This window comes from Undibacterium sp. Di24W (assembly GCF_049340325.1).
In the GTDB taxonomy this organism is placed as follows: Bacteria; Pseudomonadota; Gammaproteobacteria; order Burkholderiales; family Burkholderiaceae_D; genus Undibacterium.
Map to the genome: position 1 here is coordinate 429896 of NZ_JBMPOP010000002.1, position 24199 is coordinate 454094.

The window sequence follows — 24199 nt, forward strand, 5'->3', positions numbered from 1 at the left end:
TCGTATTCGGCGATCGGTTCAAAATTAGGCGAAAAAACAAGAATTTTCAGCATATATATAGTAATGACATCATGTTGCTGTGCAAAACGTAGCGGGCATGCGGCTTAGCGCTATGAATTGCTTAAAAAGCCAAGACTATTGCGGTGGATAAGTCACCTTTGAAGCTAGATTTTTTAGTAGTTATTCACAAAAAAAGACACGCAAAAAAATAATATGAAAATTTGTTTTTTACCTAAAGTGAATTTTTTTAAGTCTTTGTTTTTAAACGAATTTTTTTGTGCATCGCAATTGTGCATTTTGTTGAAACCCGCATAGAATCTAGCACTCCCGCTTGTCAAGATGTTCTTGTCCACAAAGTTATCCACAGAAATTGTGGATAGAGCAAAAACACCTTATGAAACCGATAGTTAGCGCATTACCTCAAGCCTTACATTAAGTTCGTGGAACCCATTTACCTCACTATCGCACTCGACACCCCCCTTGACAGACTCTTCGATTACCGTTGGCTGCCGGAAGACGGCTGTCCACTCCCTGAGATCGGGCAGATTGCCTTGGTGCCATTTGGCCGGCAAGAGATAGCTGGCTTGATTGTGGGAATTAGTCAGCAGACCGAGGTGCCTGCGGATAAGATCAAAACGGTATTGGCGGTGCGCCATCAATGCCCGTCGCTGAGTCCACAATGGATAGATCTGTGCCGCTTTGCGGCTGATTACTATCAGCGTCCTTTGGGTGAGGTGGCGATTCCGGCTTTGCCTAAAAATCTGCGCGTGCCAAAAGCGACTTCGCTAGATCGTAATCTGAAGAAGTTGGCAAAACTGCAGCTAGCGCACGAACACGATGCGACGCCGAACCAAGAGCCTATCCTTAATGCCGAGCAACAAGCCGCGGTCGAAACGATTGCCAGTACGGCTGGGTTTGCCAGTTATTTATTGTATGGCGTGACCGGTAGCGGTAAAACCGAGGTTTATTTGCAAACCGCGGCGCGGGTTTTAGCAAGTGATAGCCAGGCGCAAATTCTGATTTTAGTGCCAGAAATCAACTTAACACCGCAATTAGAAGGCAATATCCGTCAGCGTTTCTCGGGCATACAAATCGCCACTTTGCACAGTGGCATGGCCGAAGGTGAGCGCCTACTCCATTGGTTAGCCGCACACACTGGTGAGGCAAGAATTGTTCTGGGTACGCGTCTGGCGATTTTGTCATCCTTGCCGCATCTCAAAATGATCGTGATTGATGAAGAGCATGATCCCTCCTATAAGCAACAAGAAGGCTTGCGTTATTCGGCACGTGATCTGGCCGTATGGCGTGCCCATCAATTAGCGATACCGGTCGTATTGGGCTCAGCCACGCCTTCTTTAGAAACCTGGCAACATGCCAAAGCCGGGCGATATCGCAAATTAGAGTTACGTCAACGTGCTGTGCAATCGGCGGTTTTGCCAGTTGTTAAGATTGTTAATACCGAACGTGAAAAACCGTCCGAGGGTTTGACCCAAAGATTAGTAACAGCAATCCGCTTACGTTTAGAGAAGGGTGAGCAATCACTACTTTTTCTAAATCGGCGCGGTTACGCACCCGTAATCCATTGCGATGCCTGTGGCTGGATCAGCAATTGCACGCGTTGTACCGCGCATCTGGTCATGCACAAACTGGACAAAAAGTTACGTTGCCATCACTGTGGATTGGAGCAACGCATCCCACGCAATTGCCCAACTTGTGGCAATGTCGATCTGCAACCGCTGGGACGCGGCACTCAAAGATTGGAAGAAGGCTTAAAAACGCTATTCCCGGAAGCCAGAGTTTTTCGTATCGATGCCGATTCTACCCGCTTAAAGGGCAGTGCCGAAGCCGCCTTCGATACCGTGCATAGAGGCGAAGTTGATATCTTAATCGGCACCCAGATGGTAGCGAAAGGACATGATTTTAAGAATCTGACTCTGGTCGCGGCCCTGAATCCCGATAGCGCTTTATTCTCACAAGACTTCCGTGCCAGCGAGCGCCTGTTCGCCCAATTGATGCAAGTCGCGGGTCGCGCTGGTCGAGCTGGGCAGAAAGAGGGCGGTAATCTCAGCGAAGTCTTAATTCAAACCCGCTATCCCGATCACCCCTTGTACCACGCCTTAATGGCGCACGAGTATCCTCGCTTCGCTGATGATCTCTTAGAAGAGCGTCAGCAAGCTGCCATGCCGCCTTTCATATACCAAGCCTTGCTGCGCGCCGAGGCACGCGAACTTGAAACCGCCATTGCTTTTCTGCAAATGGCCAGCCAATGCGAACCCGTGCAAGCGCACGTCGGCATTACCATGAATGATCCGATTCCTATGACCATGGTGCGTGTCCATAACGTAGAACGCGCCCAATTGCTGGTCGAATCCAATTCCCGCCCCGCCTTGCAAGCCTTCTTAAAAGACTGGATCGCCGAGTTGCGCAGCATGAAAGTGCGGGTTAAGTGGGGTGTTGAGATTGATCCTGTGGATATTTAGACTGGTGTTTTGTGTTTCTTAGATGGTACGCACCGTAATTACTAAATCTAAATACACAAGACTACTTTTTGGTATTCATCTGAGTTTGCTTCCATCGCAGGACAATTTTCTGCAAAGTCTGATCCTTAGTCATCGCGGTGAATTCTTGCTGTAATTGCGTAACGAGATCGGCGGGTGTGTTTTTGGAGAGTCCTATATAGAGCGCGGTGTCGCGAGGTAGATGTAAGACTTTTTCGACTTGGCGGGGATCGATGCCACAGGTTTGCAGGAAGGTATCGACGCCGTTCGGATCAAAAGGGATTAAATCGACCCTGCCGATTTTGAATTTATTGCAATTGGAAATATTGGACGGTGCGGTGTCGACTCTATAGCCCAAGGATTTGATCAGGCTTAAGGTGGAGTTGCCCGCAATATCACCTATCAGGTAGGGATTAACGTCGCGCAGCTCGGTAATCTGTATGTCGGCACGCGATGACAGTTTATAAAGCCAGACTTCGCTGGTGGTGATCGGCCCTATCCAGTGGTAAATCCTCTCCCGCGCGGCGGTGCGTGCCACACTGAAAATCATAGTGCCGCCCTCGGTTTGTGCTAACTGCAGCGCACGTGGCCAAGGCACAATGTCGACTTGCAACTGATATCCAGCTCGCTCTACCAGTGTTTTGGTGACATCATAGGCTAAGCCCTGAACCTGGCCGTCTTTTTGAAAATTGTAAGGATAGGTTTCAGCACTGGTGACCCCTTTTAGAACTGGCTTCTGAGCAGCGCTTTTATTTTGTGCCAAGGCGACTGCGCTGTGTAGCGCTAATGCCAATAAAGTAGGGGCTAGAACCAAGGAGGTGCGCATCTTTGGTGTTGTGCCTGAAAAAAAATTGCTCAGCATAATGTTGGTGGTTTGTTCGGATCAATGTAAAAGAGCAATTAAGAGTCTATAACATTCTTGCTTTGCTATTTTTAAAAAATGGTTCTATTCGGCATCTTTTTGGTTTCGACCTGACTTAGCTCAACCTGCTCATCATAGATAATTGGGCGTGCTAGCTCGCTTTGCTGTTTTGACTCACTTTTGCGTATGATGTCGCTTCTTCGCATTTTATAGGGCAATTTTGTCAAAAATATGGACACTTCACCACAATCTGAGCCAGTCAATGTGCGTCCTGCGGATCAGGACTTTGCCCGAGTTATGTTACAACGTGTCAGAAATCGCTTGATTGAATATCTGGAAGTGGCCGCCTCGTTTCCAGCTCAACAGGCATTTTTAGAGCAGTCACCCGATCTGGATGTACCTAACGAAATCATTCAACAATGGTCAGACTGGGTTAGTCCTGATTGGCGTAAAGAATTGCTCACTCCCGTTTTTTCAGAAGACGAACTCTTAGCGATTAGTCAATTTCAAACTATCTGGCAGGCGATTTCTCAGGATCTGGTGCAACCTTTGCCGCCATTAAGTATTTTGCAGCACTCGCCTTTATGGGAAAAATTAAGGCAAAGTGCACATCATACTTTGCTCATTTTTATGAGTCGGGGCGTGTTATCCGAAGATAAGGTGCAGGATAGTTGAGACGAATTTTAAGCCGTGATTGTTAATCACAATTGCGAATGTTGTTTTAATGCCTAGTTACTATTTATGCTGAACAATTTGCAATACAGTTGTTAAAGAAACTCGTATCATGGCGTGACACTTTCCCCTATCCCATTATTCAGGCATAGAGATCATGGCGCGACTATTGAGTAGTTTACGAATTCGTTTGACGCTATTGTTTGGCGCGCTCGCATTGCTTATTGGTATCGCTGTTTCGCTGTATATCAGTTATTTTGTCAGTTTGCGCATGACAGAAACCAAAGCGGAGTCGGTACAAAAGTTGGCACAGGCTATTGCGATATCGATTTCTGAGAATCTGCGCGAACGCCAACGCGAAGTCGGTTTATTGGCGCAGTCACCGCTGTTGATGCAAGCACCCTTAAATAGCAATGAAATACGAAAAAATTTAAATCGTACCAAGAACACCTATCGTCATTACGCCTGGGTTGGCGTGGCAGATGCACAGGGTCTAGTGCAGGCAAGCTCGGACGGTTTATTAGAAGGTGAGAATGTCATTGCCCGCACTTGGTTTATCTTTGGTTCAAAAACGAGTTTTTTTGGTGATGTGCATGAAGCGGCCTTATTAAGTAAATATCTGAGCACAAGCCAAGCTACAAGCGCCAATCAGGAACCATTGCGGTTTGTCGATTTTGCGGCACCCGTATTTGATGAGCAAGGTAAAGTCCGTGGTGTATTGGCTGCGCATGTGCACTGGCGCTGGGTGGATGAAATCATACAACGTCATTTGCCTGAAGGTGCCAAAGCCAATGGCATCGAGGTTTTCCTTACCAATAAAAACAATGAGGTGTTGGCACCTTTCTCCGCAATCGGAAAAATCACCGTGCCGCCAGCGATGACGAACCAAGCTTATCAAATGTCGAACTGGCCGGATCAGAACGCCTACTTGGCTAGCCGGACTACGATCAATCTTTATGGTGAGTCGCAACAGTTATGGCATGTATTGGTACGTCAACCTGTGGGACAGGCACTGAAAAATGTCAGCGAGTTACGTCAGAAAATGTGGCTGCTAGGGTTGATCGCTACGGTGGTTGTGATGTTGTTGGCGTATTGGCTATCGCGTGCGATTAGTGCACCGATCGAACAGTTATCGGTCATCGCCAAACGAATAGCCGATGGTGATGAACACGCTGAGTTGCAGGTGCATTCCAGCACCCACGAGTTAAAAATGCTGATTGCATCCTTGCATGCGATGACCTCAAAGTTAATTGAGCGCAAACGTGAGTTATTAAATTTCAATGATCAGCTAGAACAAAAGGTCGAGGAGCGAACTTTCGCACTCAAAAAATCTAACCTGGAGAGGGAATCTTTGTCGCAGCAATTAGAGCTATTGGCTCGACAAGATGCCTTAACGGGTTTGGGCAATCGCATGTCCGCTAATGAGCATTTGCAGCAGGAACATTTAAGAATGCTACGTACGGAAAACATCTATTGCGTGCTCTTAATGGATATCGATTACTTTAAGAAGGTCAATGACAGTTTCGGTCACGCGATCGGCGATCAAGTTTTACGGCAGATTGCTGATCTACTTAAGATGGCGGTCAGAACTAGTGACTTGGTGGCGCGCTATGGCGGCGAAGAATTTATCGGTGTATTGCCGCAAACCGATCTTACTGGTGCAACTATTTTGGCAGAAAAAATTACTAAATTAGTCGAAGCACACGCAATGCCGGGAGGTGCTCAGGTTACCTTGAGTGTTGCTGTCGCGTTGTCCCGAGTTGATGACAAAGACTATGATGAAGTCGTCAAGCGTGCCGATCGCGCTTTGTACGCAGCAAAAGAGAATGGTCGGAATCAGGTCGTGGTGGCGCCTAACTAGTTAGTTCGCTCCATTTGCAAACAGCTGTGCGCCGCGGTTACGACGCGCTGTGGATTGAGCCAGTAAAACTTTAACTAAGCTCAATTGCAGCGCGTCCTTTAAAAATCTTCGAATACTTAGTTGATAAAGTTAACCCGTTTGCCATTCACATTGCGTTGTGCAGGATTACCGTAAATAGTCACGTGACCTGAACCTGTGCTTTGTGCAATCACGTTTTGTGATACCGCCGCACTGACATCACCAGAGCCATAAACACCCAAATCTGCAGTCAGACTTTTTACTGCAGACAACTCCGCTGAACCAGAACCATGTGTTTGCGCTACCAGATTGCGCACATTGCCACTGGCATTGACCGAGCCAGAACCATGTACGCTGACGTTCAATTCATTGCCACTGATCTGACCGAGATTGAGCGAGCCGGAGCCTTGGACGCGCACTTTGGTATCTTGGCTTTGTAAATTCGTCGCATTAATTCTGCCAGAGCCGACGGAGCTAATATCCAGTTGAGTCACGCGACCTTCTAGTACGACAGTGCGTGAGCCATTATTTTTCAAATTGAAGGTGCCGCCATTGAGACCATTGACCATCAAACGGCCGGAGCCATTAGAACTAACGTCTTGTAATACCGGTACGGTGTAAACCACACGGATGGGATTGCCGCTGTAGAACTTATCGTCTATCCAGATCTTCTGGCTATCGCCCGCTACTTGCGCTTGTACCAGACCCACCAAATTACTGTCGCCAATAATTTCCAAAGAAGCCGTGCCGCCGACGCGTACTTCTACTTGCAAAGGCCCACTCACGTTCAGCGAGCTTAAGCCGGTGACAGCTCGCTTGTCGGTCGTCACCTCACCGTTGCCTTTTACTGCATTGCTGCCCCATGCGGATTCAAAACGAGCATCGTTGCCGTCAGGCGCAATAATGATGGCACAGCCAGAAAAAGCCAGAATAGAGCAGAGAGCAAAAATGGTACGCATGGTAGATCCTTTAATGAATTTGGTTACTGAGAGTTTGAAACTGAGGAACGCACTCTAACCAAGCCCGATGCGCTTGTTGAGCAAGAAGCGACGAATTGCAGCCTGAGTGGTTTGAACTGCAGAAAACCAGCGCTGAGTGTTGAAGAACTTTGTATTGATTTTTTATCAGCACTTGCGGTTATCCACAATAGACGCTACAAAACAGCTTCCCGATAATGCGTGCAAGGATAGTACATTGAGTGTGTTGCTGATAGCGTTTGTAATTAAGCTAAATGATTCAGGCCAAATGAATCAAGCAAAAAGATTTAAATCAAATAACTCAAGCTAAGGTCCTGTCATTCGCCAAGCCAGACGAAGGCAAATATCAATCAGGAGTGAGACATGAAACGCGTCACGGGACATTTATATTTTTGGGTATTACTCGCCATTTTTTGCGGCGGACTTTTTGGTTTTCTTGATGCTGCTAATGCAGTTAAATTGAAACCCTTGGGCGATGGGTTTATCGCTTTGGTCAAAATGTTGATCAGCCCGGTGATTTTTTGCACGGTGGTGCTCGGCATTGCTGGCGCGGGCGATATGAAAAAAGTGGGGCGGGTCGGTGGTAAAGCCTTGATCTATTTTGAAGTCGTTTCTACGTTGGCCTTAGCCATCGGCCTGATTGTCGTCAATGTCTTAAAGCCAGGTGCTGGCTTTAATGTCGATCCTGCCACGCTCGATGGCAAAGCGGTCGCCACCTACGCCAAGGCGGCGCATGATCAAAGCACGATAGATTTTTTACTCCATATCATTCCTAAAACGTTCACCGATGCCTTCACTGGCTCCGGCGATTTATTACAAGTGTTGTTGGTAGCGATCTTGTTCGGCTACGCCATGATGCGCATGGGTAAAACTGGGCAAGCGGTGCATATGTTTATCGAGGAAGCATCGCATATCTTCTTCGGCATGATGAATGTGATTATGAAGTTGGCACCGATTGGTGCTGGTGCAGCCATGGCTTTTACTATCGGTAAATACGGCCTCGCTTCCTTGAAACCTTTGGCCGCTTTGATGGGCAGTTTTTACCTCACTTGTGCCTTATTTATTGTCATTATCTTGGGTACGATTTCCATGTTGGTCGGTTTTAATATCTTCCGCTTCATTGCTTACATCAAAGAAGAATTACTGACCGTACTCGGTACTTCGTCTTCTGAATCTGCTTTAGTACCACTGATGGGTAAGTTAGAAAAAATGGGTTGTTCCAAATCGGTGGTGGGTCTGGTAGTTCCTTCTGGCTACTCGTTCAATCTGGATGGCACCAATATTTATATGACGATGGCAGCGCTCTTTGTGGCACAAGCTTTAAATATCGAACTGACTCTGACGCAACAATTAACCATGCTAGGTGTCGCCATGTTGACCTCAAAAGGCGCATCGGGCGTGACAGGTGCAGGCTTCATTACATTAGCAGCGACTTTGGCAGTCGTACCTTCGATTCCAGTTGCCGGTTTGGCTTTGATTCTTGGCATAGACCGCTTCATGTCCGAAGCACGCGCTTTGACTAATTTTATTGGGAACGGTGTTGCGACGGTAGTGGTATCACATTGGGAAGGTGAATTGGATCATGATGCGATGCATAAAGCATTGGGTAAAGCTGCGGAGGTCCCGGTGGTGATTCCTGCGTCAGCCGAGAGCAAGCTGGGCGCGGTCATATAAAAACACGTACTAAAGCGAGTGTTGGGCAAGACTTAAGTAAAAAGAATGCCCGCGATAAAGCGGGCATATGAATGGTACTAGGGAGGGTAAATTCAGTGTTGCGCTACTTTCCGAATGGATTGATAGGCGGAACCCGAGGCCCAGGTGGCGTGTTCGGATTATTAGGTGGCGTCGGTGTGGTCGTTGGAGGTGCTCCATTAACAAAGCCATCGCTGAGTGTCCCTAAGAAGGCAATAATGTCTTCGGATTCTGCTGGTGACAAAGCCGGTCCAGCAGAACGCGGGCGGTCCAATGGCGCTTTGTCATTCACAATATTCTTTTGGTACGCCAAGGGTAAATCATTCGGTACGCCGGCAGCTCCATACCAACGACGTGGATCGGCATTTCTTGTGGCGTAGAAAGCCACCACATCGCGCAAATCTTTAAAGAATCCGTTATGCATAAATGCCTGACGTTGCGCCACATTGCGCAAGCTTGGCATTTTGAATTTGCCGCAGAAATCATCGATCGATACAGTCAATGGCACGTTGGATGTGAGCGCAGGTTTGCTGCGTGCTGGTCCGCAAATACCGAGATCAAAAAAGCTGGGATTGGCATTCTGTGGAATCGCAGTGTTGCGAGGCACACCCAGTGCGTAGTAAGTGAATTCGGTGAATAAGGAATCTTTAGGATTTTTGGAATTCGGATTCATCAAATGGCACGCCGCACAATTACCCTTTTTCGGATCCATAAACAGTGCCATGCCGCGATTTTCGTTGGGGGCGAGCGTCGCTTTTCCCTGGATCATCGCATCGTATTTCGAGCTAAAAGATTGCAGGCCTATGGTCGATTCAAAGGCTGCGATGGCTACGCCTATCTTTTGGTAAGCCAGAACCGGATTGGAAAAAATGGTATTGCCAAATTCGGCTCTCATCATATCGGCATAGGGTGCCGCCGCGACTTTTAAAACGACCGCATTGGAATCAGGATTATTCATCTCCGCACTAGCCAAGAACGGACCCAATGCTTGCAGCGCAAGCGTATCGGCACGGCCATCCCAAAAATGCCCGCCAATCGCTTCAACACCATCGGCGCTTGTTTTGAATGAAAACGTCGGATTGAAACTGTTATACGCATTGCTCATTGCATTACGTAAACCGAGTGCTCCCGGCACGCTACCCTGGGGTACGCCGATGCGAGAGCCATTGTTATTAGCAAAACCGGTATTGGCCGTGTGGCAGCTGGCGCACGAAGTGCCAGCCGGTACAGAGAGATTGCGATCAGTGAAAATTCTTTGCCCCAAACTCTCAAGCCGCGTCAGCGCTGCCGCTGGATTTGCGTTTGGTAATTGGGCTTGGGCAAATACGGGATAGCCTATCGACATCAGGACAACACTCAAAGTGATAAGCCCAAGTGCTCGAAACAGATGACGATTCGGATTGTTGGCCATTCGTGATGCGGGTTTGCTGACTGTCGACATAGAGCCTCCAAAAGTTCAATGATTCGCAAAGTTGCGATTGGCAACTTGCGTTAAAGTTGCCATGAGTCAATGGTAGGAGCTAATTGTGAAGGAAAAATGAACTTTTTCCGGTATTGGGAGATTTCGCCTGATACTTCGATTTTTGGTCATTAGTCATGTAGGTCAGGTGCAGGCTGCGCGGCAGATCGGTCGAGCAACTATGTACATTAGATCGGCGGGGCGGGTAGCATCCGCAATACATGACTGCACTAGTTTGAATTTCCTGAGGTGCGAGATATTTCGAAAACATCATGACCGTTTTGGTTTTTGGTTATCTTGAATATCTCTCAAAGGCTGTTTTTATGTATTTGATTTACATAGACTTTCCTTTATGATCCTTGTTATTGATAAATCAAGTCGGTCAGGTTAATTTTCAATCTTGTCCGTTTAAATTAAAGTTAAATTTCAAAATCTCCGTTCTTGACTTGTAACTACACTGTAGTTATATTGTACCTATGAATGATCTTAGTTTTGAGTGGGATAAGTCTAAAGCCACTATAAATTTTAAAAAACACGGGGTTAGCTTTGAAGAAGCTAAGTCCGCGTTTTCTGATGAGCGGGCGAAATTAATTGCTGATCCCGATCATTCGGAAGATGAAGATCGATTCATTCTTTTGGGCTATAGCTCAAGCATGCGTCTTTTGGTTGTATGCCATTGTTACCGTACAGACGAAAGCATTATCCGGATAATTTCCGCACGGAAGGCTAGCCGTCACGAAGCCGCTTCTTACCGAAGGTGAAATCATGAGAGACGAATACGATTTTTCGAGAGCAACTAAAAATCCCTACGCTTCACAACTCAAAAAGCAAATCACTATCCGACTTGATGAGGAAAGTATTAATTACTTCAAGTCTATTTCAGAAGGCATCGGCATTCCATATCAAAGCCTTATCAATCTATATCTTCGTGATTGCGCAGCATCACATCGTAAGTTGAATCTCAAGTGGAAATGAAATTTAACAAGGCGTTCGACACAGACACGCAGGCGTGCGTGTCAACTTTGCGTTAGCGCTTTTGTATCCACACCATGTTAACCCTGGAGGAATTAGATGAAATTTTCCATCGCGTCACTTTTTGCTGGAAGCACATTGACCATCGCACCACTTGTTTCGTACGGTTATCAGTTGCATGTATTTGAATCGGTCGCAAAAACAGTATTGGTCACAAACGGTTCAGCGAATTTACCTGAGGCGCCAACCTTGTTGTACGCAGTCTCATGTATTGTTGGGTTAGCACTTATCGCTCTTGGCTACAAAATCGAATTACATGCCGTTCGCGCTACCAGTCAGACTCCCGCTTAGACAGAAAGAGGTGCAGAGCTTTGCGTGGTGTCGGGTTTTTCCTTCCGTGCTCTTCTCTGACGTTTTAGGTTTCACGCTAACTTTAGTGTTTGAGGGCGAAGCCGTAGTAAGATTTTTTTCTGTGAGTTGTACTTCGCGGCTCACCTCAACTTAGCGTTATGACTCAATGACCATTAAAGACATAATTGGGATGATCTTCTGCGGCGCTGGTGCCACGATCGGTACAATTGGGTATCGACTTCTAGGTCTGGAATGGTATTTTGGGGCGTGTATTTTATTAGCCATCGGTACATATTTCATTTGGGATGCCGCACGTGATCGAAAATTACGTGATGCATTGGATGAAGTACCAGGCGATTGGGGCGATCGGCACTACATCTCGGGTGCAAGTTCTACTGATGGTTTTGATGATGGAGGAGATTATGGAGACGTGTCTTAAAAAGTGGTCTACATGAATGTAACATCGAATCCTAACTTTACATCGACTGGGAATCGCCAACAATGACCGAATTCATTATTAATTTATTCGTGGCGGCGATCCCGGCCCCTCAAGGTTAGTGCGCCAATGCTCAATGCCTCGATTGCCATAACTATTCTCGTCTATGGGATTTCAGTGATCCTGTTGCGAGCTGATGCAGGGATGCTGACGTCTCCCGCTAGTCTTTTGGGGATCTTTATATTGACTTATATCTGCCTTCGCCACTGTGTTCGTAGAAGGTATCTAAGTTTTACCAAGATAAACCAAGTAGCGTTTTATTGCGGCCACTGTCTCATTGCAGCGGCATTTCTACTTATGTCTTTTTCTATAGCCGATGGCGCAAATCCAATTGGCGCAGCCATGGTTGCGTCCCTCATTTGTATCCTCGCTTTTTTCGCTTATGGTTGGGGAGTTATTGTCTTATTTTTGTACGCCAAGCGCTCTGTAAAGTCATAATGGCTTATCGTCCCCTACCTAACATTGTGGTTAAGAGGGATTCCGGAACCGGTGTGGATTCTTCGACTGGTCTCTTTTGCGTCGTAGCCCTTTACCTTCTACGTCAGGCACTTTACATGCAAAGTTCATCAAGACTCGTACAAAAAATAGTGCCTTTAATTCTGTTGGCACTCATGCTATGCAGCTGCGCGACCGAAAGCTTTCCTCAGAATTACTATGCCGCCAGAAACACCGGGGACCGAATCGTCTTGCCGTTGAAGCTTGGCATGACAATGGATGAGATTCGGAAGTCTGTTTCCGACAGCGAGTTCAAACAGTATGTAAAAGAAGGTCCATTGGGTTCTGTGCGTTCCGAGAAGGAAATACTGGAGTTTTACACCTACGCGATCTATCCCAAAAACGTCCTGGATGACATGAAGGTCGGTACGCAATACAGGTCGTATAGCTATTGGATCACTGCTCACACGAATGTGAACCTCTACTTATTTTTTGACGAGTCAGAACGATTGCGTGGCTGGGCGAACTACCCAAGCCGGTTTAACTATGAGCGATACTGGCACGAACGATTAACATCAAAGCTGAGAGTTAGAACTGAGAAGAAAGGCATGACGCGCGCTGAGGTATATGCTTTACTCGGCTCTCCTTTGGACATAGTTGATCTTCCGACAGAACGTTCTCGCTCTCAATATGTAGATCATGTCTGGCTCTCGTACGGCAATTTTTCTGATCCGCCGGTTCGCGATATCGTAAAGAAGCTTGATATCTACTCTTACCCTCTGGTGGGCGGAGGAGAAAGACGCGTGTACCTTGGCTACACTGAGTTTCCCCGTTTTAAGTATCAATTTGTCTCAAAGAAAAATCCTCGAGCGCAAGTACCAAATCCTGATTATCTTGGGCCGCAACAGGACGAATTAACGGTGTGGGGTTATGATCACGCCTGGGAAGAAGGCGAACGCTATATGCGTTACGAAGCACAGCAGAAAAAATGATGCACACCGTCGACGCAACTGGAGATACATCTCACCCGGCAGTCGAGCAGGAAAGTCAAAAGCTGCGCTTTTGCTTTCCTCCACTTTGCTCGGGCTATTGATTACTTTCACCTTATACTGCAAAACGAATATGCGAATCCTATCTAAGTTGCTCGTTGTGCTCGCAGCCATGTTCCTGCCACAAATTAGTATTGCCTGTAGTTGTCTAGGACCGGGGCATTATGATGTGATCTTTGAAGGGATCGTTACGAGCATTCGCGAAGATAAAACCAAAATGAATACCGATCGTTACGCCGAAGTGCGCTTTGAGGTCGTGCGAACGATAAAGGGTAAGAACAAAAAAGAAATAGTGGTGTATACCGGCAATTCCTTGATGTGCGGAGCGGTATATGAAGTCGGAAAAAAATATGTCATATACGCCATCGACAAAAGCTATCTTGAGACAAAATTTTGTTATGGAAAAGAGCTTCAGTGAGTCATGTTCTTGGAGTCCAAGACGCATTTGGCATCGCAGCCCGTGTTGCCTACCATTCGCTTGATCGGACCGTTGCGGCATGCGGCTCTGTTAGCTCAAACCTTCACTCATGAAGAATCAGCATGACAATCGGGCTCACCGCAAAAGTGCGCCCAAAAATAGGAGCAAGTGAAATGACTAGTGCCAAACTTGATGATGCGATCGACCTTTACCTCGCTGCTGTTGGCCGCCTCGGAAGCCCTGTTGGCGAGGTGATACGTCCACTGGCCGACAAAGGGTCCCTGGATGCATTGCGCGTGCTCGACGACGTAACCCTGCCCGATGAGCTGGTCGCCTACTTTAGCCGCATCGATGGCTACGATCTCGATGCCTTGGCAGAGAGAGATCTATTTGAGCCGACTTTCGCTTGGGCGATGGACGCACTTTCTGTCGACGATGTGCTGCGCACACATGGCGACCTGCAGTTCGCTATCATTGACGATGCGCCTGACTACTGGGTCGATGGTTTCCTTCCAATCCTGTCGGACGGCGCGGGTTCGGTGGTCGCGGTGAATTGCATTGCAGGCTCACCTACCTTCGGCGGTGTTTATGAGATGACCGACGGCGTCGGTCTAAACCGCATCGCGTCGTCTTTGACGAAATTCTTCGAGGGGTGCACCGCTGCAATTGTACAGAGATTCATCAGCTACGACGACGGCATGCTGCTACCCGAACATCCGCGCTTCCTGTTGGAAGCAGGGCCGTTGTACGGCAACCCGCCGTATTTCGCACGCATCGGAAAAATGGGCAGCCAGATCGTCGACTGGTACTGAGTAGAGAACGCGACTAGGCATGAGAAGATGAAATAATTGTAGGCAAGATAGTCGATGCACCCGAAAGAATATAGAAATGTGGCTTTGATCTTTATTAAAACAGATTCGACTACGGTAGGCTGCTAAACTTAAACGTAAAAATCATGCCAAAAAGTGTAATTGACAAACCGACCGCAAAAGTTGATATGACTACGATGCCTGACCCACTGGCGCGCTTCGTCCGCGCCCAGGAACGAGACTACGTACAAGCACTCGCTGAGCTTGTTGCGGGACAAAAGCGGACTCATTGGATCTGGTACGTCTTACCGCAGTTGCGCGAGCTCGGACGAAGTCAGATGGCCCGTGACTATGGAATAGCGGATAGTAACGAGGCAGCGGCCTACTACGCACATCCAGTCTTGGGGCCAAGGCTCGTGCAATGCGTCTATGCAGTCCTCGGCCATCGCGATAAGAGTGCGATGAGAATTCTGGGAGAAACCGACGCTATGAAGTTTCGCTCTTGCCTGACCTTGTTTGCCAATGTAGTACCCGATGAACCAGTCTTTTTGGATGCACTGAACACGTTCTACGAAGGCAAACCTGATACAGCGACGATCCGCATTCTCGGCGCTGCAGCACGTGAGGTCTAAGTCCTGATTCAAGTGGTAGCCCGACAGCGTGCTGCCAATTAATATTAACGTTTGCCCATAAAAACAAAGCCTATCTATGTCCAAATCGCCAAAGCAAATCGCAGCGTCTCTTTCTGAATTTTGGTCTCCGTGCGTCATCGCTGAAGTTGATGACTCCTACATCAAGGTCGCCAAAGTCATCGGTTCTTTGGCATGGCACAGCCATGAGAATGAGGATGAACTGTTTCTAGTCCTTAAAGGTCATCTGAAAATCGAGATGGAGGATAGGACTGTTGAACTCGGAGAGGGCGAGGTTTTCGTTGTTCCCAAAGGCGTTCGTCACAATCCAATCGCTGAGCACGAGTGCCACATCATGCTGATTGAAAAGAAGACTACGTTACATACTGGCGACACAGTTACAGAGAAGACTCGCTCGTTGGCAGATCAGCTGCGTCCGGCGTGAGTACGTGCCAAGTACTGCGTACTCTCTCATTCAATAATCAGGATACATCATGCAAAAAGTGAGTCTTACCAATCTGAAAATGTCTGAAACCACCGTGCTGCAACGTTTGCTTCAGCTCTACTATTTCGAATCAACAATGTGGAGTAAAGAAGAAATCTGTAGTGACGGGTTGTATGACGGTTCTACCGCTTCAGATCTTGAGCATTATGTTGACGGGGACGATGCAAAAGCTTACCTAATATGGGTCGGTGACAATCTGGTGGGTTTTGTCATGCTTGATAAGATCGAACTGGAAGATCGTCCTATTTGGGAGCTTGCTGACTTTTTTATCTTACCTAAATATCGCGGTGCCTGGGTTGCGCTAGAAGCGGTGCGTCAAATAATTGCTATAGTCGAACAACCCATGGCTGCATCGACATTTAAAGAAAATGAACTGGCCTTTCGTTTTTTTAAGGCAGTAGGAAAACGAGTGCAACTTGATTCTGTGCGCGAGTTGAAAGAAGAGGATTCATCGCCGTTTTATACTTTTATCGTTAATGATTGACCCTGCGACGATCGCAAGTTCGTGGGACACCCATCCCATCATCTATGGATGACGCGCCAGGTTCCTAACTCACGCTATAGCTAATCAATACATATGAATACACTTCGACAGATATTAACCATTCTATTGATACCCCTGTATTTGTTCGTGGGCGCTTTTTTAAGCGAATGGATATCTAGAAATCTTGGTGTATGGATTATGTACGTGGAAGCGCTTGTACTGCCAGTCCTTGGAATTCTTGCGACCTTTTTTATCGCTCCGTATCGCAAGGTCTATAACCTTATTTTCATATACGTAGTCGGCTTAGTTCTAGCCTATTGCTTGGGCTACCCGGCACAATATCCGGAAGGTTCGGCGCATCCTTATCAATGGACGTATAGACCATTTGCACTGACTGTTGTTTGGGCCACCACTTTGCTCGTCGGCTGTATATTTCTGATTAAGCGTGAGAAACGATAACAAGCGCCTGTAGCTCCGCCTATCCGCGGTGGTGATAGCTAAACGCCAAGTTTGAGAAAGGCGCGTAACCTGACAGTCGAGATTGACATCGTTATACTGTCAGCTCCTCGTGCAGGCTGTGAATCGCGGCGCACGCCACTTCGACCTAGAGCTGCCTTGAGCCATCCCTTATGCAAATATTACACATCCACGAGCGCGAGATTCCTGCTGGAGCCTCAGAAGTTGGTGCACTGATTGACTCATCTCAACACCTTCTAATCTGGGAAATTTGGTTCATATCCGGTGTTGAAAAGTAAACGTGATAACTCAGACCATCTTTACCTTCACACCGGAAGAAGAGAACCGCATAATGTCTTCACAATTGCGATGTAGACTTGCAGCTAAATCGACTTGAAAGATGTCTCGTGTTTCCATTGACCATATCAAAAAAGATTTCGATTTCCGTGTTGATCGTACTCGTTCTTAGCGTGAGCGGAATGGGCTGGTTGACGGTGCGTAGCTTACAGTCAGGATTTAATGCGTATTTACGTGAGACCCAGGAAATCGAATTACAGAAAATTAGCCGGGCGATGTCCGGTTATTATCGAGATAATGGCACTTTCCAATCTTTGCAACATAACCCTGGCGAGGTAAAACGCTTAATTGATCGCGCCTTGTCTCGTTTGCCCGCTGATGCCCAGCCACCTGATATGCCGCCGCCAGAGCGGGAGGACTTTGAGCGCGAACGATTGAATCCTGAGCCACGTGCAGATGGCAGGCGCGAACGTGAGCCTCCCCATGAGCGCCCAAGACGACCACCACCAGAACGTCTATCCGGAGACGACCCACGACAGCGTCCAGCCCGAGATGTCTTTGAAATTGCTCCTCGGATTTCCTTGGTGGATGCGCAGGGCGTCGGCATCTTTGGACCATTGCGCGCACATCAACCTAGTTTAAAGGCCGAAGTCGAAGTCGAAGGTAAGAAGGTTGGCGTAGTTCTGGCACCTTTGCCGCAGTTCGCCTTAGAAAAGGTGTCCTCCGATTTTGTGCGTTCGCAGATAAGACAAATTACCTTGATCGTGAGTTGTTTTATTGGTTTGGCGATCTTGGTGAGTATTTGGCTAGGACGACACTTAGTCAAACCAATTGCGGGTTTGCGTAAGCTGACGCAGCAAATTGCGGGAGGTCAATTTCAGGCGCGTGCCGACGTATTAAATCAGGATGAGATTGGTGGTCTTGCTCAGCATATCAATTCCATGGCCAAGGCTTTGGAAAACAATGAACGTAAGCGCAAAAGTATTATGGCGGATTTGTCACACGAATTGCGTACGCCGCTCACGGTCATGCGTGCCGAAGTCGAAGCGATTATTGACGGTGTGCGCCCGATGAACCTAGATGCAGTTCGTTCAATCGAAGCAGAAATTCATCATCTGAATAAATTGGTCGATGACTTGCATCAATTAGCTTTAGCGGATGCGGGTGATTTGCGATTTCAGTTTGCACAGGTCGATGTGGCGGATTTGCTCAAACAAATCGGGGAACGTTTTCAGGCGCGTATGCAGCAAGCAAAACTTCAGCTGCAAGTGGACGTGCCCGATCTACCCGTGATGTTGAATGCTGATGCAGGCAGGGTAACGCAGATCATAGAAAATTTATTGGAAAACAGTTTGCGTTACACTGATCCGAATGGCCGTGTTTTGATTCGGCTAACGCGCGACGCTGGACTAGCGCGTATTTGCTTGGAAGACAGTGCACCCGGGCTCAATGACGAACAACATCAAAAGATGTTTGAGCGCTTGTATCGAGAAGACAAAGCGAGATCGCGTGCCAAAGGGGGAAGTGGTTTGGGTTTATCGATTTGTCGTACCTTGGTGCAAGCACATCGTGGCGAGATTCAAGCCAGTGCCTCGGCACTCGGTGGCGTAAAAATCACTATCCTATTTCCTCTACTAGATGTGAAGCGAGGAGAATGATGCTCTAAGCGAAAACCCCAGCGGCGAAAATCTTAGTGGTGGAAGATGATGCCAAGATCGCCAAAGTTTTATTGGACTATCTAAGCGCGAGTGGCTATCAGGCGGTTCATATTGGCGATGGTTTGCAGGCGCTACAACGTTTGAAAGACGAGACTTTCGATGTGGTCTTGCTCGATCGTATGTTGCCAGGTTTGGATGGCGTCAGCTTATGTCAACAGCTGCGCGGTTTTAGCCACGTGCCTGTCATCATGTTGACTGCGTTGGTAGACGAGAGCGATAGACTCGATGGCTTAGATGCGGGTGCTGATGATTATGTCTGCAAACCGTTCAGCCCACGCGAAGTGATGGCGCGCGTCAAAGCGCAACTACGGCGCGCTGGAATTCACGCAACTACCGCAATGCCGACCAAGCTGTTCGAGGTTAATGAGACAAACCGAAGTATTGCTGTCAAAGGCCAAATCCTGAATTTGACGCAGGTGGAATTTAATATCTTCGCCGAATTGATTCGACATCCCAGCCGCGTCTATACGCGCCAGCAATTACTCGACGTGGCGCGGGACGATTTTCGCGATAGTAGTGACAGAACTGTCGATGCGCACGTGAAAAATATCCGCAAAAAAATTGCCAACTTCAGTGAATGCGCCGACTGTCTGCAATCGGTTTATGGTGTTGGTTATCGATTTGAACTGGGATAGAGAATTGGGGCGGCTTCAGTATGGTAGTATCAAACCAATTCTAACTTCAGCTAACTTTTCTATTTTAATGACACATAAATTAGGCAATTTAGATAATATTGCCTAATTTATGTGGTGAAAACAGCCTGAATTACCTTAACGTTGAATCTTTATGACTCATATAATTGACAATATCAGTTATATTGACCAGTATATGGGGCATTATGGCTAAAAAATCCCTCACACTCTATCCAAATCAAACTGCACAGATGGCGGCTTTTGGCGAACGCATTCGCCTTGCCCGGCTAAGGCGCAAATTGACGACGACCTTGTTTGCTGAGCGTATGGGGGTTTCAAGAGAAACCTTGCGTCGGGTTGAAAATGGTGATCCTACCGTCGCATTTGCTTCCTATTTAAGTGCGTTACAGACTTTAGGTTTAGCCCAAGATATCGATCATTTAGCCAGCGAAGATGTTCTGGGGCGCAAACTACAAGACGCGAGTTTCGTTACAAAACCCAAACAAAGTCTTGCTAGTTCAAAGCCAAAACGAACCCACGATGCCATTACGATAGCAAAAACCATTCAGCCAAACGCACCATCCTTAATCAATCAAGTGTTGGCGAAATATAAGAATAAACCGCCCTCAAACGATCAGGGATAAACATGGCACGTGCATCTACGCTTATCCAAATCTGGTTAGATGATATTGGCTACATGCAGTCATTGCAGATAGGCGAATTACGTATCTCTGATCACACCGATGTACCAGCTTCATTTAGTTATGACAGCACGTGGCTGCAGCACAAAGACGCTTATGCCATCGATCCTTATCTGCCACTAGTCGCTGGGCATCAGTATCCGGTTCGCGGCTCAATCGCGGGTATCTTTCGCGATTCTGCGCCAGATCGATGGGGGCGAGTCTTGATAGAACGTCGAGAATCTTTAAATGCCGTTAAAGAAAAAAGAACTAGCAAGACCTTATTTGATATCGATTTTTTACTCGCCGTACAAGACGCCTCTCGCATGGGCGGCTTAAGATTTCAGGACGATCGAGGCAACTTTATTGCTGCTGCAGAATTTGCTGTTCCGCCTGTTAGTCAACTGCGTGAATTGCAAGCTTTAGCCACACGGATACAAGAAGTTGGCATTGAATCTTTGCCAGAATACGAACAATGGCTCGCGATGCTAATGGCGCCTGGCTCATCGCTAGGCGGCGCCCGTCCAAAAGCTAATTTTCAAGATGTCGATGGCAGTTTGTGGATCGCAAAATTTCCTGCACAAGAAGACCGCTACGACATAGGAAAATGGGAATATCTGGCACACCGCCTGGCAAACAAAGCGGGCATTCAAGTTCCCAATGCCAGAGTTGAACAACTCGGTTCTCAGTATCATACTTTCTGCGTGCAACGCTTTGATAGAGTTAATCATCGTCGTCGTATGTACGCCTCTGCCATGACCATGACGGGCAAACAAGATGGCGAATCCAGCAGCTATTTAGATATCGCCCAAGTGATTGCAGAGCATGGAGCACGCGGTTTTATCGAAGCCGATTTGGCTCAACTATTTAAGCGATTACTATTCAATGTCGCGATCGGAAACCGAGACGACCATTTGCGTAACCACGGCTTTTTGAGAGAACACTTAGGCTGGCGACTCGCACCCGCTTTTGATATGAATCCCGATCCAGCGAAACGTGAACACGCCTTACATCTAGGTATCGCAACGACACCCGACTATGCACTCGAAGCAGTTGTCTCCACCTACGAGTTTTATCGATTAAGCGAACAGCACGCGGCAAGTGAGTATTTGCATCAAATGAGCCAGTAATTTGCATTTGAAAAGAGCCACATTATTGCAGTCAGGTGCGCCATCGGTTGCACACAAATGTGCCACGAAATTGCATAGGGTGCCAGCAACTTGATAATTGGTGAAAAATGCGGATTCAGGACGCTTCTATTTCCTAAACTTTAGGCTGTTGAATTAGTAATAATTCGGGCTGATTTGGAGGGCAAGGAAATTGAAGACGTCGGCCATTCTATTCTGGCCGACGATATTTTTGACGTAGATGGTAGATTTATCTATTTCAGTTTCTTTTGTTTTTTTCTAAGAGACTCGCCTGAAAATTTCAATGTATGCGAACTGTATATTAAGCGATCCATTACTGCATCCGCGATCGTTTTGTTATTCATTGCATCATGCCATTTTTCAATCGGAAACTGACTTGTCAAGATAGTCGCCCCTGTTCCAACCCTTGAATCAATTAGCTCAAACAAATCTTGCTGTGCTCTTTCATCTAAAGAGTTCATCCCCCAATCGTCTAGTATTAGTAATTTCACTTTTGATAGGTTGGTTAGAAATTTATTGAAAGTCCCGGTCGCATGTGCAGCTAAGAAATTTTCCTGAAGCAAAGTAACTCTAGTAAAGAGAGTTGAAACTCCCATCCTACAAGCCTGATTTCCAATCGCGCACGCGATCCATGTTTTTCCAGTACCCGTTGGTCCAGTGATTATTAGATTTTGATTTTCTTGAACCCATTCGAGCTTTGTCAGTGCCAACAACTGATTCTTTTCAATGCCTCTGGGACTCCGATAATCTATTTCTTCAATTGAAGCAGAAATTTTTAGTTTTGCTTTTTTGAGTAAAATTTGAAGTCGTTTGTTGTCTCGATATATCTTTTCATGATCAATCATCGAACGAACGCGCTGTTCGAAAGGAAATTCATTCATAGATGGATTTTGAATCTGCTTCTCAAAGTCATTTGCCATGCCGTGCAATTTCAAATCACTCAACTGATCATAAACATATTGGTTGCTCATTATATTTTTTCCTTTTCAGTATCTTCATCATTTAAGATTTTTTCGAAATACTCGGCGCCACGAATATTTTCGTGCTCTGAACTTGCTACGATCTTTTGCACTTCGATGCTCGAATCTCTTTGTTTGTTTGAAAGAAGTCGATCAAGATTTCTAGCTAAGATTTGTTTGATTGTTTGAGTGTCATAAATCTTATTCTCTACTGCATATTTACATGCCTCTTCAAAACGAACTGAGCCATACTTTTTTTCCAAAGATTTGATTGCATTTAGAAATCGATAACCGAAAGTCTTATTGTTCAATTTTGGTAACTGCAATTCAAATAATTGAGTAGTCGCAAAACCAATGCTTTTAGCCCAATCAAGTGAATCTTCAAAACTCCAATTTGTTACGGCTTTGTGTTCACTTGTTTGGTGCGCATCATCAGTTGTACAGCCATTTTTTTCGAAGCTCCTTGAGTGAGTCGCAACGATTTTCCCTTTGAAAAAGATTTCTAAGTTTGAATTAGTGAGGCGATACTGGAGTTCATGTAATTTATATATATGTGGGACACTATAAGTGTGATCACCGATGCTCACGTGGTAATCGGCACCAGCGCGAACTTTCCCCCATTCCGCAGTTTCGTATCGCGAGAGGGGTAGCGGTTGGAGTGAGAAACGTTCATGCTCAATCCAATGACTAAAGCGACTTCCGTGAAGCTTTTGAAATGGCTTATGATTGAGACCCTCAAGCAAATCTCGTATAGCGACGTTTAACTCATACAGACTAAAGAATTTTCGCTTTCGTAGCTTGAAAAGTATCCATCGCTGGACGAGTAGCACGGCAGCTTCGGCTCGAGATTTGTCCTTAGGTTTATATGTACGAGCCGGGAATGGCTCAGTGCCATAGTATTCGCACATTTTTTTATAACTCTCATTGATAATTGGAAAAAACCGGTCTGCCTTTGTGACCGCAGATCGAAGATTGTCTGGTACAACTAAGAGAGGAACTCCACCAAAATATTCAAACATTTTGCAGTGAGATTCGATCCAGTCATGCAGTTTCTGCGTCAGTGTTGCTTCCGCATATGTATAGAGTGATGCGCCAAGCACGCCCACAAAAATTTGAACGACTTGTAGTTCACCAGTTTTTCTATCAGTTATGGATAGTGTCTTTCCAGAATAATCAACAAAAGCAACTTCACCGTGTGGATAGGTTTGTCTAAGACTGATTCTGAGACTGTTCTTAAATTTTTTGTATTGCCTCGTGAACTGAGAGTATCCAATAACGTTATCAACACCTAAACTTGTTACTATTTCTTCGTGTAATCCCAGAAGTGTTGCGCTCGGTTGCTTCAGTTCAGAGTGAATATTAGCGAAATCAATCACCTGCGACATTGGGTCAATTTGATCGGATTCAACTGGAAATAGCCGCGATTCCAGTTCGTCATCGCTTAAATCCGGCGGTAAAGGCCAGCCGATTTCTGACTTTGCAAAACGATCTTGATAATCAGCCACGACGCGCCGACTCACGGAGGCCAGCTTTGCAATCTTGCGATTGGAATAATTGTGTTCATATAAATATTTTAGAACTATTCGAATTTTTCGCATTTCGATTCTCCTATTTGCCATGTATTCAGCCCTTCGTCAGGACGTGAGACGCCATGCCTTATATAAATTAAGGCAAAGTCCATGATGTTTACTACTTGACAGTGGAAGGGAGAGATAAGAAAATGAAGATACTTATGTAGTAGTTCACTCGGAAGGAGTTAGGTCGCCACCTAACTCCTTCTTCTTATTTCAGCCCATGTTTGGTATGTTTATGGGTTCATTTCATCTTCTCCTTCATTCGTTTGATTTGTTAGACGGATGTATCCTTCTTTAATATTAAGCAAAACAGCGATTTCGTGCGACTTGCCACGGCTGCATTTTGACTGTTTTGATAATACTTGCTGTACCAAATATGGGGCGTAACCATGTTCTTGAGCCCATTGTGCAATGGTCATTCCAGCTCGATTAAAATCTCTTTTTACTTCCTCAATAGTTCTTAAGGGCATGCTATTATCCATAGATTGAAGTGCCATAGATCTAGATATTAATTGACGTATACAAACATATTTAAATGTTTTAAGCAA

At 46.4% G+C, this 24199-nt stretch carries 24 protein-coding genes; 18 read left to right on the forward strand and 6 right to left on the reverse strand.

Annotated features, from left to right (window positions below; translation table 11 throughout):
* Positions 1 to 440 precede the first annotated feature (440 nt).
* A complete protein-coding gene (locus tag ACO0KZ_RS05410; protein ID WP_422993516.1) occupies positions 441 to 2480 on the forward strand; it encodes a primosomal protein N' in 2040 nt (679 codons plus the stop codon).
* 61 nt (positions 2481 to 2541) lie between these two features.
* Here the strand turns inward: ACO0KZ_RS05410 and ACO0KZ_RS05415 are convergent, their stop codons facing one another.
* Positions 2542 to 3324 carry a substrate-binding periplasmic protein gene (locus tag ACO0KZ_RS05415; protein ID WP_422993518.1) on the reverse strand — a complete coding sequence of 261 codons (783 nt, stop codon included), beginning with the start codon at positions 3322 to 3324 and terminating at the stop codon, positions 2542 to 2544.
* Positions 3325 to 3591: 267 nt separating this feature from the next.
* Here ACO0KZ_RS05415 and ACO0KZ_RS05420 point away from each other — a divergent pair, with 267 nt between their 5' ends.
* Both ACO0KZ_RS05420 and ACO0KZ_RS05425 read left to right on the forward strand, forming a co-directional pair.
* On the forward strand, positions 3592 to 4035 hold the full coding sequence (locus ACO0KZ_RS05420) for a hypothetical protein (protein ID WP_422993520.1): 444 nt from the start codon (positions 3592 to 3594) through the stop codon (positions 4033 to 4035).
* Positions 4036 to 4189: 154 nt separating this feature from the next.
* Positions 4190 to 5893, forward strand: coding sequence for a sensor domain-containing diguanylate cyclase (locus ACO0KZ_RS05425; protein WP_422993522.1), 1704 nt, complete (start codon positions 4190 to 4192; stop codon positions 5891 to 5893).
* A 116-nt stretch (positions 5894 to 6009) separates the two neighbouring features.
* Here the strand turns inward: ACO0KZ_RS05425 and ACO0KZ_RS05430 are convergent, their stop codons facing one another.
* Positions 6010 to 6870 (reverse strand): GIN domain-containing protein, encoded by an 861-nt coding sequence (locus tag ACO0KZ_RS05430; RefSeq protein WP_422993524.1) that lies wholly within the window; start codon positions 6868 to 6870, stop codon positions 6010 to 6012.
* Positions 6871 to 7251: 381 nt separating this feature from the next.
* On the opposite strand from ACO0KZ_RS05430, the gene ACO0KZ_RS05435 reads away from it, so the two are divergent.
* A complete protein-coding gene (locus tag ACO0KZ_RS05435) occupies positions 7252 to 8562 on the forward strand; it encodes a dicarboxylate/amino acid:cation symporter (protein ID WP_422993526.1) in 1311 nt (436 codons plus the stop codon).
* A 103-nt stretch (positions 8563 to 8665) separates the two neighbouring features.
* On the opposite strand, the gene ACO0KZ_RS05440 is transcribed toward ACO0KZ_RS05435, so the two are convergent.
* Complete coding sequence (locus ACO0KZ_RS05440) at positions 8666 to 10021, reverse strand: cytochrome-c peroxidase (RefSeq protein WP_422993528.1); 1356 nt, start codon at positions 10019 to 10021, stop codon at positions 8666 to 8668.
* Between the two features lie 494 nt (positions 10022 to 10515).
* On the opposite strand from ACO0KZ_RS05440, the gene ACO0KZ_RS05445 reads away from it, so the two are divergent.
* From ACO0KZ_RS05445 to ACO0KZ_RS05510, 14 genes are all read left to right on the forward strand, one after another.
* Positions 10516 to 10800 (forward strand): BrnT family toxin, encoded by a 285-nt coding sequence (locus tag ACO0KZ_RS05445; protein ID WP_422993530.1) that lies wholly within the window; start codon positions 10516 to 10518, stop codon positions 10798 to 10800.
* 4 nt (positions 10801 to 10804) lie between these two features.
* A complete protein-coding gene (locus ACO0KZ_RS05450) occupies positions 10805 to 11014 on the forward strand; it encodes a BrnA antitoxin family protein (RefSeq protein ID WP_422993532.1) in 210 nt (69 codons plus the stop codon).
* Between the two features lie 96 nt (positions 11015 to 11110).
* Entirely contained in the window at positions 11111 to 11362 is a 252-nt protein-coding gene (locus tag ACO0KZ_RS05455) for a hypothetical protein (protein WP_422993534.1), read from the forward strand.
* Between the two features lie 190 nt (positions 11363 to 11552).
* Complete coding sequence (locus ACO0KZ_RS05460) at positions 11553 to 11801, forward strand: hypothetical protein (protein WP_422993536.1); 249 nt, start codon at positions 11553 to 11555, stop codon at positions 11799 to 11801.
* A 611-nt stretch (positions 11802 to 12412) separates the two neighbouring features.
* Positions 12413 to 13285 (forward strand): hypothetical protein, encoded by an 873-nt coding sequence (locus tag ACO0KZ_RS05465; RefSeq protein ID WP_422993538.1) that lies wholly within the window; start codon positions 12413 to 12415, stop codon positions 13283 to 13285.
* Between the two features lie 130 nt (positions 13286 to 13415).
* Positions 13416 to 13760, forward strand: coding sequence for a hypothetical protein (locus tag ACO0KZ_RS05470; protein WP_422993540.1), 345 nt, complete (start codon positions 13416 to 13418; stop codon positions 13758 to 13760).
* Between the two features lie 173 nt (positions 13761 to 13933).
* Complete coding sequence (locus ACO0KZ_RS05475; protein WP_422993542.1) at positions 13934 to 14572, forward strand: SMI1/KNR4 family protein; 639 nt, start codon at positions 13934 to 13936, stop codon at positions 14570 to 14572.
* A 143-nt stretch (positions 14573 to 14715) separates the two neighbouring features.
* Positions 14716 to 15201, forward strand: coding sequence for a DUF1810 domain-containing protein (locus tag ACO0KZ_RS05480; protein WP_422993544.1), 486 nt, complete (start codon positions 14716 to 14718; stop codon positions 15199 to 15201).
* Positions 15202 to 15277: 76 nt separating this feature from the next.
* A complete protein-coding gene (locus ACO0KZ_RS05485) occupies positions 15278 to 15643 on the forward strand; it encodes a cupin domain-containing protein (protein WP_422993545.1) in 366 nt (121 codons plus the stop codon).
* Positions 15644 to 15692: 49 nt separating this feature from the next.
* Positions 15693 to 16187, forward strand: a complete 495-nt coding sequence (locus tag ACO0KZ_RS05490; RefSeq protein ID WP_422993547.1) for a GNAT family N-acetyltransferase — start codon at positions 15693 to 15695, stop codon at positions 16185 to 16187.
* Positions 16188 to 17050: 863 nt separating this feature from the next.
* The gene (locus ACO0KZ_RS05495; RefSeq protein WP_422993549.1) at positions 17051 to 18598 is read left to right on the forward strand and encodes an ATP-binding protein; all 1548 of its coding nucleotides are present in this window, start codon (positions 17051 to 17053) and stop codon (positions 18596 to 18598) included.
* A 35-nt stretch (positions 18599 to 18633) separates the two neighbouring features.
* On the forward strand, positions 18634 to 19293 hold the full coding sequence (locus ACO0KZ_RS05500; RefSeq protein WP_422993552.1) for a response regulator: 660 nt from the start codon (positions 18634 to 18636) through the stop codon (positions 19291 to 19293).
* A 203-nt stretch (positions 19294 to 19496) separates the two neighbouring features.
* The gene (locus ACO0KZ_RS05505; protein WP_422993554.1) at positions 19497 to 19934 is read left to right on the forward strand and encodes a helix-turn-helix domain-containing protein; all 438 of its coding nucleotides are present in this window, start codon (positions 19497 to 19499) and stop codon (positions 19932 to 19934) included.
* Positions 19935 to 19936: 2 nt separating this feature from the next.
* A complete protein-coding gene (locus ACO0KZ_RS05510; protein ID WP_422993556.1) occupies positions 19937 to 21100 on the forward strand; it encodes a type II toxin-antitoxin system HipA family toxin in 1164 nt (387 codons plus the stop codon).
* A gap of 251 nt (positions 21101 to 21351) precedes the next feature.
* Here ACO0KZ_RS05510 and istB read toward each other — a convergent pair whose 3' ends face one another.
* The 3 genes from istB to ACO0KZ_RS05525 form a co-directional block, all read right to left on the reverse strand.
* Positions 21352 to 22089 carry an IS21-like element helper ATPase IstB gene (gene istB / locus ACO0KZ_RS05515; protein ID WP_422993558.1) on the reverse strand — a complete coding sequence of 246 codons (738 nt, stop codon included), beginning with the start codon at positions 22087 to 22089 and terminating at the stop codon, positions 21352 to 21354.
* On the reverse strand, positions 22089 to 23675 hold the full coding sequence (gene istA / locus ACO0KZ_RS05520) for an IS21 family transposase (RefSeq protein ID WP_422993560.1): 1587 nt from the start codon (positions 23673 to 23675) through the stop codon (positions 22089 to 22091). The genes istB and istA overlap by 1 nt, the downstream gene beginning before the upstream one ends.
* Before the next feature lie 209 nt (positions 23676 to 23884).
* A complete protein-coding gene (locus ACO0KZ_RS05525; protein ID WP_422993562.1) occupies positions 23885 to 24121 on the reverse strand; it encodes a DNA-binding protein in 237 nt (78 codons plus the stop codon).
* Between the last annotated feature and the right edge of the window lie 78 nt (positions 24122 to 24199).